At 73.4% G+C, this 17,966-nt stretch carries 19 protein-coding genes; 11 read left to right on the forward strand and 8 right to left on the reverse strand.

Translation table 11 applies throughout. The annotated features are described in order from the left end of the window. Positions 1-34 precede the first annotated feature (34 nt). The 6 genes from WIS52_RS29195 to WIS52_RS29220 all read left to right on the forward strand — a co-directional run bounded on the left by WIS52_RS29195 (position 35) and on the right by WIS52_RS29220 (position 6,637). Entirely contained in the window at positions 35-1,522 is a 1,488-nt protein-coding gene (locus tag WIS52_RS29195; RefSeq protein ID WP_349301637.1) for a glutamate--cysteine ligase, read from the forward strand. A 719-nt stretch (positions 1,523-2,241) separates the two neighbouring features. Then, entirely contained in the window at positions 2,242-2,700 is a 459-nt protein-coding gene (locus WIS52_RS29200) for a hypothetical protein (protein ID WP_349301638.1), read from the forward strand. Between the two features lie 21 nt (positions 2,701-2,721). Continuing rightward, positions 2,722-3,843 (forward strand): lysozyme family protein, encoded by a 1,122-nt coding sequence (locus tag WIS52_RS29205; RefSeq protein WP_349301639.1) that lies wholly within the window; start codon positions 2,722-2,724, stop codon positions 3,841-3,843. A gap of 4 nt (positions 3,844-3,847) precedes the next feature. Then, positions 3,848-4,417: a hypothetical protein gene (locus WIS52_RS29210; protein WP_349301640.1), complete on the forward strand. Its 570-nt coding sequence runs from the start codon at positions 3,848-3,850 to the stop codon at positions 4,415-4,417. A gap of 16 nt (positions 4,418-4,433) precedes the next feature. Beyond that, positions 4,434-5,624: a glycoside hydrolase family 16 protein gene (locus tag WIS52_RS29215; protein ID WP_349301641.1), complete on the forward strand. Its 1,191-nt coding sequence runs from the start codon at positions 4,434-4,436 to the stop codon at positions 5,622-5,624. Positions 5,625-5,701: 77 nt separating this feature from the next. Continuing rightward, on the forward strand, positions 5,702-6,637 hold the full coding sequence (locus WIS52_RS29220; protein WP_349301642.1) for a glycoside hydrolase family 16 protein: 936 nt from the start codon (positions 5,702-5,704) through the stop codon (positions 6,635-6,637). A 149-nt stretch (positions 6,638-6,786) separates the two neighbouring features. On the opposite strand, the gene WIS52_RS29225 is transcribed toward WIS52_RS29220, so the two are convergent. After that, positions 6,787-8,223 (reverse strand): NCS2 family permease, encoded by a 1,437-nt coding sequence (locus WIS52_RS29225; RefSeq protein ID WP_379611765.1) that lies wholly within the window; start codon positions 8,221-8,223, stop codon positions 6,787-6,789. Positions 8,224-8,285: 62 nt separating this feature from the next. Between WIS52_RS29225 and WIS52_RS29230 the strand changes: the two genes are divergently transcribed. Both WIS52_RS29230 and WIS52_RS29235 read left to right on the forward strand, forming a co-directional pair. Beyond that, on the forward strand, positions 8,286-8,579 hold the full coding sequence (locus tag WIS52_RS29230; protein ID WP_349301644.1) for a DUF2530 domain-containing protein: 294 nt from the start codon (positions 8,286-8,288) through the stop codon (positions 8,577-8,579). A 31-nt stretch (positions 8,580-8,610) separates the two neighbouring features. Then, positions 8,611-9,354: an SDR family NAD(P)-dependent oxidoreductase gene (locus WIS52_RS29235; protein WP_349301645.1), complete on the forward strand. Its 744-nt coding sequence runs from the start codon at positions 8,611-8,613 to the stop codon at positions 9,352-9,354. A gap of 7 nt (positions 9,355-9,361) precedes the next feature. Here the strand turns inward: WIS52_RS29235 and WIS52_RS29240 are convergent, their stop codons facing one another. Then, positions 9,362-9,559, reverse strand: a complete 198-nt coding sequence (locus tag WIS52_RS29240) for a hypothetical protein (protein WP_349301646.1) — start codon at positions 9,557-9,559, stop codon at positions 9,362-9,364. Between the two features lie 43 nt (positions 9,560-9,602). Further along, positions 9,603-10,649 carry a UDP-N-acetylmuramate dehydrogenase gene (locus WIS52_RS29245; protein WP_349301647.1) on the reverse strand — a complete coding sequence of 349 codons (1,047 nt, stop codon included), beginning with the start codon at positions 10,647-10,649 and terminating at the stop codon, positions 9,603-9,605. A 23-nt stretch (positions 10,650-10,672) separates the two neighbouring features. Between WIS52_RS29245 and WIS52_RS29250 the strand changes: the two genes are divergently transcribed. The 3 genes from WIS52_RS29250 (at position 10,673) to WIS52_RS29260 (ending at position 13,142) form a co-directional block, all read left to right on the forward strand. After that, positions 10,673-11,176: a DUF2505 domain-containing protein gene (locus WIS52_RS29250; RefSeq protein ID WP_349301648.1), complete on the forward strand. Its 504-nt coding sequence runs from the start codon at positions 10,673-10,675 to the stop codon at positions 11,174-11,176. Further along, positions 11,173-12,057, forward strand: a complete 885-nt coding sequence (purU, locus tag WIS52_RS29255; protein WP_349301649.1) for a formyltetrahydrofolate deformylase — start codon at positions 11,173-11,175, stop codon at positions 12,055-12,057. Before WIS52_RS29250 ends, purU begins: the two co-directional genes overlap by 4 nt. A gap of 164 nt (positions 12,058-12,221) precedes the next feature. After that, a complete protein-coding gene (locus WIS52_RS29260) occupies positions 12,222-13,142 on the forward strand; it encodes a DUF559 domain-containing protein (RefSeq protein ID WP_349301650.1) in 921 nt (306 codons plus the stop codon). Between the two features lie 186 nt (positions 13,143-13,328). On the opposite strand, the gene lon is transcribed toward WIS52_RS29260, so the two are convergent. From lon to WIS52_RS29285, 5 genes are all read right to left on the reverse strand, one after another. After that, on the reverse strand, positions 13,329-15,671 hold the full coding sequence (gene lon / locus WIS52_RS29265; protein ID WP_349301651.1) for an endopeptidase La: 2,343 nt from the start codon (positions 15,669-15,671) through the stop codon (positions 13,329-13,331). Positions 15,672-15,734: 63 nt separating this feature from the next. After that, the gene (locus tag WIS52_RS29270; protein ID WP_349301705.1) at positions 15,735-16,286 is read right to left on the reverse strand and encodes a YbaK/EbsC family protein; all 552 of its coding nucleotides are present in this window, start codon (positions 16,284-16,286) and stop codon (positions 15,735-15,737) included. Then, on the reverse strand, positions 16,280-16,579 hold the full coding sequence (locus WIS52_RS29275) for a DUF2516 family protein (protein ID WP_379611790.1): 300 nt from the start codon (positions 16,577-16,579) through the stop codon (positions 16,280-16,282). Before WIS52_RS29275 ends, WIS52_RS29270 begins: the two co-directional genes overlap by 7 nt. A gap of 175 nt (positions 16,580-16,754) precedes the next feature. Beyond that, complete coding sequence (locus WIS52_RS29280; protein ID WP_349301652.1) at positions 16,755-17,471, reverse strand: hypothetical protein; 717 nt, start codon at positions 17,469-17,471, stop codon at positions 16,755-16,757. Continuing rightward, a complete protein-coding gene (locus WIS52_RS29285) occupies positions 17,472-17,954 on the reverse strand; it encodes a helix-turn-helix domain-containing protein (RefSeq protein ID WP_349301653.1) in 483 nt (160 codons plus the stop codon). Positions 17,955-17,966: the final 12 nt, after the last annotated feature.

Consider the following 17,966-nt stretch of genomic DNA (forward strand, 5'->3'; position numbering starts at 1 on the left):
AGGCGCTCCCCGTTCGATGGAGGTCGGTTCACGCATGGGTCAGGTTGTCGACCGGACGACGTTCACCCGGCGCGACCGCCAGCGGTACCGGATCAAGGTGCAGCGCTGCCTCGACAGCCTCGAGGAGATGCTCCACACCTACCCCTTCCCCGACTCCGAGCCGATGACCGGGGTGGAGATCGAGTTCAACCTCGTCGACCCGGAGCTGGCGCCGTCACTGAACGGGCACGACGTCCTGGAGACGATCAACTCGGGCGAGTTCCAGACCGAGCTCGGCCGCTGGAACATCGAGCTGAACCTGCCGCCCCGGCCGCTGCCGGGCGACCAGTGGCGCCAGCTCGAACACGAGCTGCTCGACCTTCTCGCCGGAGCGGGGGCCAAGGCCGGCGACCTCCGCACCCAGCTGGTGATGATCGGGATCCTGCCGACGCTGGACTCCGGCCACATGGTCGGTGAGTCGATCTCCCCGGACGACCGCTACCAGGCCCTCAACGACCAGATGCTCAACGCCCGCGGCGAGCCGATCCGTGTCGACATCGCCGGCACCGCCCCCGGCGAGCGGGTCAACGCCGACTTCGACACGATCATCCCGGAGGCCGCCTGCACCTCGATGCAGCTGCACCTGCAGGTCGCGCCGAGCGAGTTCGGCCGGTACTGGAACGCCGCGCAGTGCCTGGCCGGGGTCCAGCTGGGGCTCGGCGCGAACTCGCCGTACCTGCTCGGGTCGCACCTGTGGGCGGAGACCCGGATCCCGCTGTTCGAACAGTCCTGTGACGTCCGCACCCCGGAGTTCCACAACCAGGGGGTACGGCCGCGGGTGTGGTTCGGCGAGCGGTGGATCGACTCGGTCTACGACCTGTTCTCGGAGAACGCCCGCTACTTCCCGGCGCTCATGCCGCTGACCACCGACATCGACCCGGCCGCGCAGATGCGCGAGCAGGGTTTCCCCGAGCTCCCCGAGCTGACCCTGCACAACGGCACGATCTGGCGCTGGAACCGGCCGATCTACGACAGCACCGGTGAGACGCCGCACGTCCGGATCGAGAACCGGGTGCTGCCCGCCGGCCCGACCACGGTGGACATGGTCGCCAACGCGCTGTTCTTCTACGGACTGCTGCGCACCCTCGTCGAGTCCGAGCAGGAGCTGTGGAGGTCGGTCTCCTTCGAGGCCGCGCGGGAGAACTTCCAGACCGCGGCCAAGCACGGCATGGCCGCCCCGCTCTACTGGCCCGGCACCGGCTGGATCCGGCCGGACGAGCTGGCCCTGCGCAAGCTCATCCCGCTGGCCCACGAGGGACTGGCCCGCTGGGGGGTCAGCTCGGCCGTCTGCGACCGCTACCTGACCGTGCTGGAGCGGCGGTGCGTCACCCGGCAAACCGGGGCGTCCTGGCAGGTCGACACGGTGACGGCGCTGCAGGACGCCGGCGCGGACCGCCCGGCCGCGCTGCACGGCATGCTGGAGCGCTACCTGGCCCAGTCCGCGGCCAACCAGCCGGTGCACACCTGGGAGCTCCCGGCCTGACCCCCGGCGGCGACGCCGCGGGCGGTTTCACCATCGCGAAGGCGTCCGGCCGACCGGGTCCGCCGACCCGGCCGGTGTTCCTACCGTCCTCCTCCGCACGGCCCGCTCCGGGCGTGCGGGGCGGACGGAGGATCGGCCGTGCAGCAGCAGTGCCACACGATCGCGGCCGGTGACCCCGGCCGGGGCCGATGAGCGGGACGGCGTCGGTGTTCCGGCTCTTCGGACGGTCCGCGCGGCCCGAGCGCGCCGAGCCCGACCCGTGGCTCGACGACGCGCGCCCGGCTCCCCGGGCAGAACGCGGGTCCCCTCCGGACGACCTCGCCGGGCGGTTCCCCGGCGGGCCCGCCACCGCCGCCGCGCGCCCGGTGTGGACACCGCGCCGGCCCTACGAGGCCCCACCGGCCCGTCCCGAGCCGGTCACCGACCCTTTCGGCTTCCCACCGGTGCCCCCGGTCGGCGTCGTCCCGGCCGGTCCGTCCCCAGCTGCGTCCCCAACAGCCCCGGCCACAGCAGCCCCGTCCACAACAACTCAGTCCACAACAGCTCCGTCCACAACATCGTCGCCCGCGACGCCCGCGCTGCCGCCCCCTGCGGACGACGTCGCCGCGGCCTGGGCCGCGTGGGCGCCCGCCGGATCCGTCACACCGCAGCCCGGGGCGGGTGAGCCCCCCTGCGCCCCGGCCCCCGCTCCGGCGGATCCCGTCCCGCCGCGGACCGGCGTGGCCGGCTCCCCGGTCGACGTCGCCGAGGCCCGCGCGCTGGCCGGGGCGTTCGCGGCCGACCTGCTGTCCTGGGACCCCGACGACCCGGACCGGCACCGACACGCCGTCGACGGGTACCGGTCGTCGTCCGGCACGACGGACCCACCCGGTCCCGGACGCCTGCGCGCGGACCTCGTGCTGCCCGGGGCCGCCCGTCACGAGGACGACCGGGTACACGTCGACGTCCGGGTGCGGGTCGTCCCGTACCGCCGGGTCGATGCCCGGGGACCGGGCGGACCCGAGCCGGAGCCGCCGGAGCCGCTCGGGGTGCCTTCCGCGGCCCCGGCGCCCGCGGCACGCGGCTGGCGGGCCCTGTCGGCCCGGTGGGTACGCCTCGAGGTGACCGTGGCCCGCGCGGGCGACCGGCTCGTCGTCACCGCGCCGGATCGGGTCCCCGGCGCCGGGCCGGACCGGTGAACGGTGCGGACCCTGCTGCTGGTGCCGGCTGTGCTCCTCCTGCTGCTCGCCGGCACCGGATCAGCCGTGGCGGCTCCCGCGGCGGACCCGGCGACGTCCGGGCTGGACACCGCCCGCGTCCCCGAGCCGGCGCGACCCCACCTGGAGCTGGTGGCCGAGCTGACGGCGCGGAGCTGCCCGGAGCTGCCCGCCGCCCGGGTCGTCGCCCAGGTCCAGGCCGAGTCCGGCTGGGATCCCGGGCTGCGCACCGGTGACGCCGCCGGGTTGCTGCAGATGTCCGAGCGGACCTGGGTCGCGGCGGGCGGCGCGCCGTGGCCGGACCCCGCGCTCACCGACCCCGAGGCGCACCTGCGCATCGCGGTGCCGTGGCTGTGCGCCACGCTGCGGGCGGCCGCCGGGTACCTGGCGACGACGCCGAAGGACGTCCCGGTGCTCGACGCCCTGCTCGTGTGCCACGTCGCCGGCTGCCGGCGCGTCACCGACTCGGCCTCCGGGATCCCGGAGCCGGGCGAGGCGGACTGCACGCAGGCCTGCTCGGCGGCGATCCACCGCTACGTCGACGCGGTGCACGTGCTGACGGGCGAGTACTCGACCGGGACACCACCGGCCGCCGGCAACCCGCCCCCGCCCGCCGAGGCACCGCGGGAACCGGCGCCGCGGGAACCGGCACGCCCGGCGGAGTCGGACCCCGCGCCGGCCTGGACCGGCGGCCCGACGCCGTGCGATGCGCCCGACCCCGTCCGCGGCGCCGGCTGCCTCACCGGCGCGACCCGGCACGGCCTGGCTGCCGCGCAGGCGGTGTTCGACCCGGTGATCGAGCGGATCGGTTGCTGGGACGAGCACGCCCAGAACCCCCGCTCCGACCACCCGAAGGGACGCGCGTGCGACCTGTTCACCGGACCCGCCGGCCGCTTCGCCGAGGGCGCGGCCCTGGACGAGGGCTGGCGGATCGCCCACTGGTTCGCCGCCAACGCCGAGCCGCTCAAGGTCCGCTACCTGATCTGGCAGGGCCGCTACTGGGACCCCTCGGTCCGCGACGACGGCACCGGCTGGGGCCGCCGCTACACCGGCGGCGGGGTCTACGACACCTCCGACCCCACCGGCGGGCACTACGACCACGTCCACGTCAGCTTCGCGGAGTGACCCGGTGAGACGCCTCGCCCTGCTCGTCCTGCTCGCCGGGGTGCTGGCCGTGCCGCTGGCGCTGCTGGCGCCCGCCCTGTGGCCCGGCACGCCGTCGCCGGTCGCGGTGCTGACGTCGGCGGACCGCGCCGCCATCGGTGATCCCGGCATCGACCGCGGGACCGACCCGCCGCCACCCGCCACGCCGGCGTCGTCGGCCGAGGCCGTGACCCGGGCGTACCTGACGGCCGCGCACGCGTCCGGGCCCGAGGACGCCGGCCGGACCCGGCGCGACGGGGTCGCCCACACCGAGCCCGGCAGTCCCGCGGCGCTCGGCGTCCCGGTGCCCGATCCGCCGGCCGCCGGAGCGCGCCGGGTCGCCGTCGTCGAGTCCCTGGAGCCGGCGGCGTCGGACCCCGCCCGCGGACGGACGTCGTTCGTCGCGACGGTGCGGACCTCCACCGCGGCCCCCGGTGACGCGCCGCACACCGTCCGGTGGCGCACCCGCGTCGTGCTGCACCGCGACACCGGCGGCCGCTGGCTGGTCGCCACCGACAGCCCGATCACCCCGGACACCCCCGATGTCGACGACTGAGCGATGGGAGCGGGCGATGACCGCCGACGAACTGGAACGACTCCTCACCAGGCTGGTGACGCAGGGCATGACCGTGCTCGTGCTGCTGGCCGGGTCCGGCGGGCAGGCCGTCGAACCGGCGCCGGACGGGACCGGCGCACCGGTCTCCCTCGAACGGGGCGCGCCGGGTGCCGACGACCCGCGCTGCGTGCTCACCGTCCCCGGCGACGCCGTAGCCACCGGATCCGGGGACGCACCGGCCGGTGAGGCCGGGGACGACGACGCCGGTGACACCCCTGACCCCGACGCGCCTGATCCCGACACCCCTGATCCCGACGCGACTGATCTCGACGACGCTGCGCGAGACCAGGCACCCGGCGACTCCGGCATCCCCGGCTCCGGGCGTCCGGACACCGCTCCGCCGGACGGCGAGCGGGACCCCGGCCGCCGTGACGGCGCCGGCTCCAGGACCGCCGAGGACCCCTGTCCCACCGGACCCGGCGCCGCGGCACCATCGGGGGATGGCAGCACCGGCAGCTCACGTGACACAGCAGGGTCCGGCGTGACCGGCGGTACCGCGGCGGACGGCCCCACCGCCGCCGAGCGGTTCGGCTGGGGACAGCCCGTCCGCGCCGACGACTTCGACGGGGACCTCTCGTCCTGGTCGATCTACGACGGCCCGGGGCACGCCGGGAACGGTCGACGCACCCCCGACGCGGTCAGCGTCGCCGACGGCGTCCTGACCATCACCGGGGACGGCGACGGCAACACCGCCGGGATGGCCTGGACCGGCGGCAGCCAGCAGTACGGCCGCTGGGAGGGCCGGGTGCGCGCACCGGCATCCGACCCGTCGTACAACGCGTTGCTGCTGCTCTGGCCCACCGCGGAGAACTTCCCGGTCGGCGGCGAGATCGACTTCATGGAGATGATGGACCCGTCCCGGCAACGGACGGACATCTTCGTCCACTACGGACCGGACAACTCCCAGATCCACGGCGAGGTCGAGATCGACGGCACCACCTGGCGCAACTGGGCCGTGGAGTGGACCCCCGAACACATCACCGCCTACGTCGACGGCGAGGAGTGGTTCACCACCACCGACCCGCAGGTTCAGCCGCCGGGCCCGATGCACCTGTGCATCCAGCTCGACTGGTTTCCCTCCGGGGACTCGGTGCAGGAGTCGAGGATGGAGGTCGACTGGGTGCGCCAGTACACACTGGACAGCTGACGCACCTGTTCTCAGCTCCCCCACAGCTGGCTCTCCCTAGCGTCACACCTGATCACGATGCGCGGTCGGGAGGACCAGTGGACCAGCAGGAACCGGACCGGACGGGGCGCCACCGTGCGGATTCCGGATCCGAGGAGCCGCGCCGCCGACGCTGGCCGATGGTGCTGGGGGCGCTGCTGTCCGTCGGTGCGCTGGTCGCCGTCGTGACCGTCGCCGCGAACGTCGACCTGCTCGGGTCCTCCCGCGAGGACACCCCGGTGCCGGTCATCGAGCCGGCCGAGCCCGAGCCCGGCGGCGTGCGGGACCAGGAGCGGCCCGACGACGTCGGTGCACTCGGGGCCGGTGACCGCTCGGACACCGAGGCCGCGGTCCGCCACGGCTGGGAGATGGTCGGCCACGACGAGTTCGACGGCACCGAGCTCGACCTGACGAAGTGGGCCCCCTACACCGGCGACACCACCGGCGGGATCGGCCGGCACCGCGCGGAGAACCTGATCGTCCGCGACGGCGAGCTGCGCCTGACCAGCCGGGGCCTCGACTCGGCCGGACTGCACTGGCGCGGCGGGCAGCAGCACGGGCGCTGGGAGATCCGGGCGAAGACGAACCCGGGCACCGGGTACGGCCATGTCGCGCTGCTCTGGCCGGTCGCCGAGGACTGGCCGGTCGGCGGCGAGCTCAACTTCATGGAGATCCCGCGCGGCGACCGCGCCGAGACGCACACGATCGTCCACTACGACACCGACAACAGCCAGGTCGGCCGCACGATCACCGGCGACTTCACCGAGTGGCACACCTACGCCGTCGAGTGGCTCGACGACCGGGTGGTCTTCTACATCGACGGCGAGGAGGTCTTCCGGACGATGGACCCGGCGGCCATCCCGCCCCGCCCGATGCACCTGGCCATGCAGACCGACATCGGTCCCTACGGCAACGACTGGATCCCACCGCTCGACGCGACCTCACCCGACGAGATCGAGTTCCAGGTGGACTGGGTGCGGATCTACGCACCCTGAGAGGCTCACCGCCCGCTCGGCGGCAGGCGGTGTGACTGGGGAGAGAAGAAGAGAGCCCCGGCCCTCGTGGGGCCGGGGCTCTCTTCTGTCCCGAACTGACACGCCGCTCCCACCACGAAGCGACACCGCTGAAGTTAGCCTAGCCTTGCCTACTGCGCAAGGGCTTCCTGCAGCGGGCCGACACCGAAGAACCCGACGAACAGCACCGCGACCACCCACATCAGCGGGTGCACCTGCTTCGCCCGGCCGGTCGCGGCGGCCAGCGCGACGTAGCTGATGAAACCCACGCCGATCCCGTTCGCGATCGAGTACGTGAACGGCATGACGACGACGGTGAGGAACGCCGGGATCGCCAGCCGCAGGTCGTCCAGCCCGATCGTCGTGATCTGCCGGAACAGCAGCGCGCCCACGACGACCAGCGCCGGCGCCGCGGCCTCGACCGGGACGATCGCGTACAGCGGCGTGAAGAACATCGCGAGCAGGAACAGCACGCCGGTCAGCACGTTGGCCAGGCCGGTCCGGGCGCCCTCGGCGATGCCGGCGGCCGACTCCACGAAGATCGTGTTGGACGACGACGACGCCGCACCACCCGCGGCCGCACCGACACCCTCGACGACCAGCGCCTTCCCGACGTTCGGCAGTTTGCCCTCGGAGTCGGTCAGCCCGGCCTGGCGGCCCAGCCCGGTCAGCGTCCCCATCGCGTCGAAGAAGTTGGCCAGCACCAGCGTGAAGATCAGCAGCGAGACCGTGATGATGTCGAGTCGGGTGAAGGCACCGAACGACACCTGGCCGACCAGCGACAGGTCCGGCCATCCCACGATCTGCGACGGGATCTCCGGGACCGAGAGCGACCAGCCGCCCGGGTTGTCCGGACCACCGGGGCCGACGTTCACGATCGCCTCGACGACGATCGCGATGATCGTGTTGATCACGACGCCGATCAGGATCCCGGCCCGCACACCCCGGGCCACCAGGACACCCATGATGATCAGTCCGAGCACGAACACGAACGTCGGCCAGGACGCGATCGAGCCCTCGATGCCCAGCCCGACCGGCACCGTGGTGTTCGCGGCGTCCGGCAGCCGTCGCACGAAGCCCGAGTCGACCAGCCCGATCATCGCGATGAAGGCGCCGATCCCGACCGCGATCGCCGTCTTCAGTTCCGTGGGTACGGCGTTGAACACCGCCGTCCGGAAGCCGGTGAGGGCGAGGATGACGATGATGAAGCCGTTGATGACGACCAGGCCCATCGCCTCCGGCCAGGTCATCAGCGGGGCGATCGACACCGCGACCAGCGTGTTGAGACCCAGGCCGGTGGCGATCGCGAACGGGTAGTTCGCGATCAGACCGAACAGGATGGTCATCACGCCGGCCACCAGGGCCGTGACCGCGGCGACCTGCGGGAGCGAGAGGATCCCGCCGAGCACGTCGGTCTTCGCCGACGGATCGTCCGCGATCACGCTGCCGAGGATCAGCGGGTTCAGGACGATGATGTAGGACATCGCCATGAAGGTGACGACCCCGCCGCGGAGCTCCCGGGGGATGGTGGAGCCGCGCTCGCTGACGCGGAAGTAGCGCTCGATCACGGCCGACACCCTAAACGCGCTGCAACGATGCCCCTGCGGCGACCGGCGTATGCTCTGCGGCCGTGACGGCCTCGGACAGCGCTGCCGGTGGGAACGCGCCCCCACCCCCGCCACCGCTGCCCGCCCGGTTCTACGAGGCCTCGCCGGTGCTCGTCGGCGGCATGCTGGTGTGGGCGGCGATCGGCGGGATCGTGCTGCTGCTCGACCTGGTGCGTGGCGACGGGCCCGGCGAGCTGTTCTGGACCTGCGTGGCGGGCCTGGTCGTGGGCCTGTTCGGCGCCTCGGTGTTCGCCGCGCAGCGGGCCGCCGCGCGCCGCGGCGACCGCTCCGCGCAGCGGGGTGTGGCACCCCGGTGAACGGGCGGCGGGCCGCCTAGGGTTGGCGACCATGACCGTCGCGAAGGACCGTCCGACCGCCGTCGTCACCGGGGCCTCCTCCGGGATCGGCGCCGCCACCGCCCGCGCGCTCGGCGCCGCCGGGTTCCACGTCGTGCTCGGCGCCCGCCGGGTGGAGCGCTGCGAGGAGATCGCCAAGGAGATCGACGGCACCGCGGTGGCCCTCGACGTCACCGACGCGGAGTCCGTGCGCGCCTTCGACGAGGCCGTTCCGGAGGCGAAGCTGCTGGTCAACAACGCCGGGGGCGCCAAGGGGCTGGACCCGGTCGAGACGGCCGACGAGGAGCAGTGGCGCTGGATGTGGGAGACCAACGTCCTGGGCACGCTGCGGCTGACGCAGACGTTCCTGCCGAAGCTGCGCGCCTCCGGGGACGGCCACGTGATCACCGTGACCTCGATCGCCGCGCTGGACTTCTACGACAACGGTGCCGGCTACACCGGCGCCAAGCACGCCCAGGCGATGCTGCACCGGACGCTGCGCGGCGAACACCTGGGCGAGCCGATCCGGATCACCGAGATCTGCCCCGGCATGGTCGAGACCGAGTTCTCCGAGGTGCGCTTCGGCGGCGACGCCGAGCGGGCCGCGCAGGTCTACCAGGGGCTGACCCCGCTGACCGCGGACGATGTCGCGGAGACCATCGCGTTCGCCGCGACCCGGCCGCCGCACGTCAACATCGACCAGATCGTGCTCAAGCCGCGCGACCAGGCGTCCGGCAGCCGCAGGCACCGCCGGTAGACGACGGCTACAGGGTCTCCTCGGACCGGCGGCGCTGCTCGGCGGCGTCGGCCGGTTCGTCGGCGGAGACCGCCCCGGCGATCCGCTCCTCGGACTCGCGCAGGATCTGCTCCGCGCCGGGCTCGGTCCCCTCCTCCTCGGGCAGCGGGGTGGACCGGGTCGCGGCCCGCTCGGCGGGCACGTCGGGGTTCTCGGGGGCGCTCATGTCCCGGCCGTACCCGGAGCAGCCGTCATCGAACCGCGCGTCGCTACAGCGTGCAGCCGACCAGCACCGGTTCCGGCCGCAGCGCGACCCCGAACCGGGTGGCGACGGCGTCGCGGACCTCGCGGGCCAGCGCCAGCAGGTCGCCGGTCGTCCCGCCGCCGCGGTGGGTGAGCGCGAGGACGTGCCGGGTCGACAGCGACACCCGCCCGCCCGGGCCGGCGTGGCCGCGGGCGAACCCGGCGTTCTGGATCAGGCCGGCCGCCGACAGCTTGACCCGGCCCTCCCCCGCCGGCCAGGCGGCCAGCCCCTCGACCTGCGGGGCATCGGCGACGGCGAGGATCGGGTTGGTGAAGAACGAGCCCGCGGACCAGGTGTCGTGGTCGTCCGGGTCGAGCACCATGCCCTTGCCGCGGCGCAGCCCGAGCACCGCCTCGCGGGCGGCGGCCGGGTCGACCCGGGTCTCCGGGACGACGCCGAGGGTGCGGGCCAGCTCGGCGTAACGGATCGGGGCGGAGCGGCCGTCGGCCCGCAGCGCGAACCGGACCCGCAGGACGACGGCGCCGTCGTCGCCCTTGAGCACGCTGGTCCGGTAGGCCAGACCCAGCTCGGACGCGGGCACGTGGGTACGGACGGTGCGGCTGCGGCGGTCGTAGAGGTCGACGTCGACGAGCAGGTCGGAGACCTCGACGCCGTAGGCGCCGACGTTCTGCACCGGGGTCGCGCCGGTGCGCCCGGGGATGCCGGACAGGCACTCCAGCCCGCCGAGGCCCTCGGCGACGGTGGCGGCGACGACGTCGTCCCAGTCCTCGCCGGCGTCGACGGCGGCGACGACCGTGTCGTCGTCGCGGCGGGCGTAGGAGATCCCGCTCCCGGCCAGCAGGACGGCGGTGCCGTCGAAGCCGGCGTCGGCGACGACCAGGTTCGACCCGCCGCCGACGAGCAGCACCGGCTCGCCCGCGGCGTCCGCCGCCCCGACGGCGTCGGCCACCTCGGACCCGCCCTCGGCGCGGACGATGCGGCGCGCGGGGCCGCCGAGGCGCAGCGTGGTGTGCGCGCTGAGGTCGGTGGTCGTCGTCCCGGACTCGCTCACACCGCCAACGGTAGCCTTCGCCCATGGCACGCTCGCTCGACTACCGCGCCACCTCCCCGCACCCCGCCGACGCCGTGTACGCGGCGATGGTGGACCGCGGACTGCTGGAGGAGCAGTTGCAGCACCTGGGCGGTCCGGGCGCGGGGGTCACCGCCTACGAGAAGACCCCCGACGGGGTCCGCTACACGCTGCGGCACGGGATCCCCTCGTCCGAGCTGCCCTCGATGGTCTCCTCGCTCGTCCCCGGTGGCGACCTGAAGATCGACCGGACCGAGCAGTGGACGGCCGCCGGTCCCGGCCGCTACGACGGCACCGGCACGGTCACCGTGATCGGCACGCCCGCGTCGGCGCGCTCGACGATGCGGGTCGCGGACGTCGCCGGTGGCGGCTCGGAGGTCGTGATCACCGCCGAGGTGACGGTGAAGGTGCCGCTGATCGGGTCGCGGATCGAGCAGGCGGTCGCCGGGCAGATCAAGAAGCTGCTCGCCGCCGAGACCGAGTTCACCCTCGCCCGGGTCTCGTCGTGACCGTGCCGGACCGCCGCTACGTCATCACCCTGTCCTGCCCGGACCGCACCGGCATCGTCGCGCGGATCGCGTCGTTCCTGGCCGACCTGGGCGCCTCGATCACCGAGGCCGCCTACCACGCCGACGTCGACGCGGGGGTGTTCTGCACCCGCCAGGTCGTCGACGCCGCCTCGGTGCCGTGCGACGTCGACGAGCTGCGCGCGCTGTTCGCTCCGGTCGCCGCGGAGCTCGGTGGCGAGCACCGGATCTCCGACACCGGCGTGCGCAAGCGCGCGGTGCTGCTGGTGACCCGGGACCAGCACTGCCTGCACGACCTGCTGGGACGGGTGTGGGCCGGCGAGCTCCCGGTCGAGATCACCCGGGTGATCGGCAACCACACCTCGCTCGAGCCGATCGTCTCCGCGCACGGGGTGCCGTTCCACCACGTCCCGTTCCCGGGCCCCGGCGAGCCGCAGCGCGAGCAGCGCAAGGTCACGGCGTTCGAGGAGGTCCGCAAGCTGGTCGACGCGGACGCCCCGGACGCGATCGTGCTGGCCCGGTTCATGCAGGTCCTGCCCGCGCACCTGTGCGAGGCCTGGGCCGGACGGGCGATCAACATCCACCACAGCTTCCTGCCCTCGTTCGCCGGGGCCCGGCCCTACCACCAGGCGCACCGGCGCGGCGTGAAGCTGATCGGCGCGACCTGCCACTACGCCACCGCGGACCTCGACGCCGGCCCGATCATCGAGCAGGACGTCATCCGGGTCGACCACGGCGACACCACCGCCGACATGGTGCGCCGCGGCCGGGACATCGAGCGCATGGTGCTGGCCCGCGGCCTGCGCTGGCACCTCGAGGACCGGGTGCTGGTCCACGACAACCGCACCATCGTCTTCCGCTGAGCGGGTCTCACCCGCTCCCCCGTCCCGCTCCCCGCACCCCGATTCCCCGCCGAGATGCAATCCTGGGTCGCGGGAAGATCCACAATTCGCCGTGGACTGCATCTCGGCGCGGAAACGTGGGCGAATCGGGTCCGGTCGGGTCCGGCGCGCGTCACCATCGCCGCATGTCCGTACCGGGATGGCCCGAGGTGTTCCGGGGCACCGCCGCGATCGAGGCCGGACTCGTCACCCGCGGGCAGCTGCGCGGCCCGGAGTACCACCGGCTGCTGCCGGACACCTACGTCCGGGCCTCCGAGACGCCGCCCGACCTGACGGTCCGCTCCCTCGCGGCGTACCACTGGGCGGGTCCCGACGCGGTCCTGTGCGGGTACTCGGCCGCCGAGATGCACGGCGCCTCCTGCGCACCACCCACCGCGCCCGCCGAGGTCGTCGTGACGGTGATCCGCGACGGTCCACGGTCACGCCACGGCGTCGTCCGCGTCCGGCGCGATCTCCTGCACCCCGGGGAGATCACCGAGGTCGACGGTGTCCGGGTCACGAGTCGCCTGCGCACCGCGTTCGATCTCGCACGATGGTTGTCACCGACCGAGGGGGTCGTCGCCGTCGACGCTCTGGCCCGGGGCGAGTTCACTCCGGATCTGCTGCTGCACTTCGCCGTGCGCTACCCGGGCCGGCGCGGTGTCCGCAAGGTTCTCGACGCCCTGAGCCGGGCCGATGCACGTTCCGGTTCGCCACCGGAGACCCGGCTGCGGCTGATCCTGGTCCAGGGCGGTCTGCCCCGTCCGGTCCCCCAGCACCCGGTCGTCGACGAGCGACGGGAGATCCTCTGGCTCGATCTCGCCTATCCGGAGCACCGGCTCGGAGTCGAGTACGACGGCGGGGACCACTTCGCGACCCCGGAGGCGGCCCGCGCCGACGCCCGTCGGCACACCCGGCTCGTCGCAGCGGGATGGCGGGTACTGCGCTACACCTCGGCCGAGATGCGCCACTCGCCGTCCAGAATCGTGGCCGAGGTCCGGAAGGCCCTCGAGCTGTCGCGCCCAGATGCAGGCCAGGGCGAATTGTCGATCTCCCCGGAACCCTGAGCTGCATCTCGCCGCGAACGGGCCGCACGAGCCACGAGCCACACCCCTCCCGCGTCGAGATGCAGCTCAGGGCTGTTCACGAACGCTCGCGACGACCCAGGACTGCATCTCGGCGGGGATTTGGGCCCGGCCACAGCACAGCGCCCGCCCCGCGTGATGCGGGACGGGCGCCGTGGGGCGTGCGGGTCAGGCCGCGTGCTGCTCGGCGTCGACCGGTTCGAGGGCGATCTCCAGGACGTCGGCGACGTCGCTGACCGGGTGCACCCGCAGCTCGGCACGGACCGCCTCCGGGACCTCGTCGAGATCCGGCTCGTTGCGCTTCGGGATGACCACGTCGGTCAGCCCGGCCCGGTGCGCGGCGAGCAGCTTCTGCTTCACCCCGCCGATCGGCAGGACCTTGCCCTGCAGGGTGACCTCACCGGTCATCCCCACGCTCGACCGGACCGGGCGGCCGGACGCGAGCGAGGCCAGCGCCGTCGTCATCGTGACGCCGGCCGACGGCCCGTCCTTCGGGACCGCGCCCGCCGGGACGTGGACGTGCAGCTTGCGCGACGCCAGGTCCCCGGCCAGGCCCTTCGAGCGCAGGTAGGACAGCGCGATCGAGACCGACTCGGTCATCACCTCGCCCAGCTGCCCGGTGACCTGCAGGCCCGGCTCGCCGTCCATCGCTCCTGCCTCGATGAACAGCACGTCCCCACCGGTGCCGGTGACCGCCAGCCCGGTCGCGACGCCCGGCACCGAGGTCCGCTCGGCCGACTCCGGGGTGAACTTCGGCCGCCCCAGGTAGGCGACGAGCGCGTCGGCGTCGACGTGCACCGGGCGTTCCGTGGACGAAGCGTCCAGCTGCACCGCCGCCTTCCGCAGCACCTTCGCCAGACCCCGCTCGAGCTGGCGCACCCCGGCCTCCCGGGTGTACTCGGCGGCGATCATCGACAGCGCGACGTCGGTGAACTCGACGTCGCCCGGCTCCAGCCCGGCCTTCTCGATCTGCCGCGGCAGCAGGTGGTCCCGGGCGATCGCGACCTTCTCCGGCTCGGTGTAGCCGTCGAGCGTCACGACCTCCATCCGGTCCGCGAGCGGGCCGGGGATCCCCGCGCCGTCGTTCGCGGTGGCGAGGAACAGCACGTTGGACAGGTCGAGGTCGACCTCGAGGTAGTGGTCGCGGAACGTGTGGTTCTGCGCCGGGTCGAGCACCTCGAGCAGCGCCGCCGTCGGGTCGCCCCGGAAGTCGGAGCCGACCTTGTCGATCTCGTCCAGCAGCACCACCGGGTTCATCGACCCGGCCTCGCGGATCGCGCGGACGATGCGGCCGGGCAGCGCGCCGACGTAGGTGCGCCGGTGCCCGCGGATCTCCGCCTCGTCCCGGACGCCGCCGAGCGCCACCCGGACGAACTTCCGGCCCAGCGCGCGGGCGACCGACTCGCCCAGCGAGGTCTTGCCGACGCCGGGCGGTCCGACCAGCGACAGCACGGCGCCGCTCCCCCGGCCGCCGACGGTGTCGAGCCCGCGCCGGTTCCGGCGAGAACGCACGGCCAGGAACTCGATCAACCGCTCCTTCACGTCGTCCAGGCCGGCGTGGTCGGCGTCCAGGATCCGCCGGGCCTCGACCAGGTCGTCGGTGTCGGTCGTGGTCTCGCTCCACGGGATGTCGAGGACCGTGTCCAGCCAGGTCCGGATCCAGCCCGACTCCGGGTTCTGGTCCGACGAGCGCTCCAGCTTCCCGACCTCGGTCAGCGCGGCCTTGCGGACGTGCTCGGGCAGGTCCGCGTTCTCGACCTTGGCCCGGTAGTCGTCCTCGCCGTCCTCGCCGTCGCCCTCACCGAGCTCCTTGCGGATCGCGGCGAGCTGCTGGCGCAGCAGGAACTCGCGCTGCTGGCGTTCCATGCCCTCGCGGACGTCGTTCGAGATCTTCTCCGAGACCTCCTGCTCGGCCACGTGCTCCTTGGTCCACTCCAGGAGCTTCTCCAGCCGGGCGGTCACGTCGGTCTCGGCGAGCAGCTGGGCCTTGTGCTCGGTGTCCAGCCAGGACGCCCAGCCGGCCAGGTCCGCGAGCTGCCCTGGGTCGGTGGTCTGCTGCACCTGGTCGATGACCTGCCAGGCACCCCGCTGCTGCAGGATGCCGACGACCAGGGCCTTGTACTCGGTCGCCAGCTCGTGGGTGCGTCCGGTGGGCGCGTCCGGCTCGACCGGCTCGGCCTCCACCCAGAGCGCGGAGCCCGGTCCGCTCACCCCGGACCCGATCCGGGCGCGACGCTCGGCGCGCACCACCGCGGCGCGCTCGCCGCCCGGCAGCCGGCCGATCTGTTCCAGCACCGCGACCACACCGATCGCGGCGTACCGTCCGTCGAGGCGGGGAACCAGGAGCACCCGCCGTTCCTTGTCGTCGTTCCCGGTTCCGGCGGCGGCCGCGGAGGCGGCGTCGACGGCCACGCGGGTGTCCGGCGCGTCCAGCCGGACGGGGGTCACCATGCCGGGCAGCACGACCGCGTCGTCCAGCGGCAGCACCGGCAGCGTCAGCACGTCACTCATGCTGGCAGCAACGCTTACACCGTTACAGCGCTTCCACCGTCCGCTCTGGGCGAACAGCCCCTGCTAGGACGCGAGGTCGTCCACGATCTCGGCGTTCGGCAGGGCCGCGAGCAGCTCTCCGGACACGGCGAGCTTCCCGGCCCGGGTGCCGCTGCCGATCACGACGGCGTCCGACGCGGCGACGCCCGGCGACAGCCAGAGCGGCCAGGCCTCGGGAAGGCCGATCGGGGTGATCCCGCCGTAGGCCATGCCGGTCAGCCCGACGGCGTCGTCCATCGGCGCGAAGGAGGCCTTGCGGACGTCGAGCCTGCGCTTGATCGCGCCGTTGACGTCGGCGCGGGTGGTGGCGAGCACCACACACGCCGCGTAGCGCACCTCGCCGGCCCGCTTGCCCGCGACGACCACGCAGTTCGCGGAGGTGTCCGGAGCGGAGCCGTAGGCCGCGCAGAAGGCGGCGGTGTCGGCCAGGTCCGGATCGATCTCGGCGACGCCGATCCGCCCGGCGGCGTCCGGGTCGAGCTCCTTGAGGGCCGCCGCGACCGGTCCGGCGAGCAGATCGGGTCGCTCCAGTGCGGGGACGGCGCGCAGGGCACCGAGAACGGACCAGCTCACCAGCGCGGTCCGCCGCCCTGCACCTCCATCACCGCCGGCTTGACGTCGACGATGTAGACGAGCACGGCGACCATCGCGGCGAGCCAGAACATCGCCCCGCCGGAGATCGGGCCGTTGGTGATGAGCAGCAGCAGCAGCCCGACGCCGGTGATGCCCAGCCAGGCGTTCTTGGTCAGCTTGCCGGCCGCGGTGAAGGCGTCCGCCCGCTGGCGAACCGCGTGCACGAATGCGTAGATGCCCACCGGCACCGCGATCCACTTGATCACGAAGACGATGTAGCCGTCGAGGTTGGCCAGCAGCTCCACGCCGGTCAGAGTACGGGCACTCGCCCCGCGGGTCACGTGGGCTCGGACGATCCGGCCGGCCGCGGCCATCGGCGACGAGGCGGCCGCAGCACGACGAACGCCCCCACCGGCTCGGATGCCGGTGGGGGCGTTCGCGGCGCTCAGCAGGCAGGACGCCCGCCGTGCCTCACTTCTTGGTGGTGGTGCTCCGGCGGGTCGCCGGCTTGCGGGTGGCCGCGGCGGCGGTACCGGTCTTCGGATCGGTCTTGGCTGCGGCCTTGCGGGCGGTGCTGCGCGTGGTGCTGGCGACCTCGTCGCCGGCCTCCTCGATGGCCTCCACGGCGTCCTTGCTCGCCTCGGTGACGGCCTCGGCGGCCTCACCGGCCACCGTCTGCGCCTGCCGGGCGACCTTCTCGCCGGCCGAGCGGGTCTGGGTGGTGACGGTGCTCAGCGCCTTCTCGGCGACGTCGTGGGTGTCGTCCACGAACTCGTCGAGCCGGGTGTCGAACTTCTCGGTCAGGTCCTCGACCGTCGAGATGGCCTGCTTGACCTGCGGCTGCTTGCGCAGCTTGCCCCAGGCCTTCTCGCCGCGCTGGGCGAACCCGACGTAGACGTCCTCGGCCTGCGAGCGGAACTCCTCGACCTGCGTGCGCAGGTGCTCGGAGCTGAGCTTGCCGCGCAGGTCCTTCAGCTCGTCGGGCAGCTCCTGGACGCGGGTCTGGACCGCCTCCGCGCGCTCGGTCGCGGTGGTCCGCACGTCGGAGACCGCCTTGCTGACGGTGCTGTAGGCGTAGTCACCGACGCCGATGACGGCCATCAGCGGGGTGCGGGCGACCTCGGCCTGCTCGGCGGCCTGCTCGCGCACCTTCTTCACGTCGGCGCTGGTCGGGAGGTTCACGGCCATTCAGATCACGTCCTCGTCTGGAGTGGAGTGCGGGGTGTCGCCGGGGAGGCCGTTCTCCCTGCGGAACGACTCGTAGACATCGAGCAGCACGCGTTTCTGCCGCTCGTTGAGGGTCGGATCGGTGAGCACGGCGTCGGTCACCTGACCGGCAGGACGTTCCTCGAGGATCCCGGCGCGCACGTACAACGCCTCGGCCGAGATCCGCAGCCCCTTGGCGATCTGCTGCAGGATCTCCGCGGACGGCTTGCGCAGCCCGCGCTCGACCTGGCTCAGGTAGGGGTTGCTGACCCCGGCCGTCCGGGCGAGCTGCCGCATCGACACCTGCGCGGCCTCGCGCTGGATGCGGATGTAGGACCCGATGTCCTCGACGGCGTGCCCGACGGCCTGCTGGGCCTGCTCGACCACCTGGCCGACCTGCTCCACGGCCTGACCGACACGCTCGGCGGACTGCTTCTCGGTTCCCGGGTTCCTGTCGGTCCCCATCCGCCTCACCTC

Origin of the sequence: Pseudonocardia nematodicida, assembly GCF_040105385.1 — a bacterium.
Classification (GTDB): Bacteria; Actinomycetota; Actinomycetes; order Mycobacteriales; family Pseudonocardiaceae; genus Pseudonocardia; species Pseudonocardia nematodicida.